Genomic DNA, 1,265 nt, shown 5'->3' on the forward strand with positions numbered 1-1,265 from the left:
AGGTCGTTGCCGAACGACGCGGTCTCCGAGGTGAAACGGTCACCGGTGAGCTGCATACCGTCACCCGAGTCCCCCGCGAACCTGATGATCACCCGTTCGAGGCGGCGGACGTCCTTCGCGCCCGCCGCTTTGCGCTGCTCTCCCACGACTGTTCCGTCGGCTGTTCCGTCGGCTGTTCCGTCGGCCTGCTCCGCTGGGCTGCTGACCTGGTTGGTCACTGAACTGGACCTCCTCGAGGCGGCTGTCCGGGACGGCCTTCCCGCAGGCCTTCCCCGCATAAACCCTACGTCCGTAAGGGTCGCCTTCCTTGGGTCATTCGCATGTTGGACACGACTTCGAGACGTCCTCGCTCAGGAGTTGAGGTAGGTGAGAACAGCCAGCACCCGCCGGTGATCGCCGTCGCTCGGGGACAGCCCCAGCTTCAGGAAGATGTTGCTGACGTGCTTCTCCACGGCACCGTCGCTGACCACCAGCTGCCTGGCGATCGCCGAGTTCGTCCGGCCCTCCGCCATCAGCCCCAGGACCTCCCGCTCACGCGGGGTGAGTCCCGCGAGCACGTCCTGCTTACGGCTGCGCCCCAGCAGCTGCGCGACCACCTCGGGGTCCAGAGCCGTGCCGCCCCGGGCCACGCGCACCACCGCGTCCACGAACTCACGGACCTCGGCCACCCGGTCCTTGAGCAGATAACCGACGCCACTGCTGGAACCGGCGAGCAGCTCCGTGGCGTAGCGCTCCTCCACGTACTGCGACAGCACCAGCACGCCGACGCCCGGATGCGTCCTGCGCAGCTGCACCGCGGCCCGCACCCCCTCGTCCGTGTGCGTCGGCGGCATCCGTACGTCGGCCACCACGACGTCCGGGAGCAGGTTCTCCCCGTCCAGCTCGGTGATGGTCTTGATCAGCGCGTCACCGTCACCGACACCGGCCACGACCTCGTGCCCACGGTCGGTCAGCAACCGGGTCAGGCCCTCCCGCAGCAGCACCGAATCCTCGGCGATGACCACCCGCACCCTGTCCTCCACGTTCCTCGGCCCCCATGCCCCTGATCCGGGCCCGCCCTCGTGGCGGGCCCGGTCGTCAGGCCCAGCATTCCAGCATCCGGTGGGGGATGGGGCAGGGCAACGCGATCGGGGGCCAACGAGGTGGGGGGGGGGGGGGGGCCCCCCCCCCCCCCCCCCCCCCCCCCCCCCCCCCCCCAAAAAAGGGGGGCCCCCCCCCCCCCCCCCCCCCCAACACCCCACAAAGGGCCCCCGGGCGGGCCCCCC

At 70.9% G+C, this 1,265-nt stretch carries 1 protein-coding gene and 1 pseudogene; both read right to left on the minus strand.

Annotated elements, in window-relative coordinates:
• Nucleotides 1–218 (minus strand): annotated as a pseudogene (locus ACH4VX_RS33070) (2-oxoglutarate ferredoxin oxidoreductase subunit alpha); the annotation flags it as partial.
• A gap of 132 nt (nucleotides 219–350) precedes the next feature.
• The gene (locus ACH4VX_RS33075) at nucleotides 351–1,022 is read right to left on the minus strand and encodes a LuxR C-terminal-related transcriptional regulator (RefSeq protein WP_398372726.1); all 672 of its coding nucleotides are present in this window, start codon (nucleotides 1,020–1,022) and stop codon (nucleotides 351–353) included.
• Nucleotides 1,023–1,265 lie beyond the last annotated feature (243 nt).

The sequence above is a fragment of the Streptomyces sp. NPDC020731 genome (genome assembly GCF_044334705.1).
Lineage (GTDB): Bacteria > Actinomycetota > Actinomycetes > Streptomycetales > Streptomycetaceae > Streptomyces.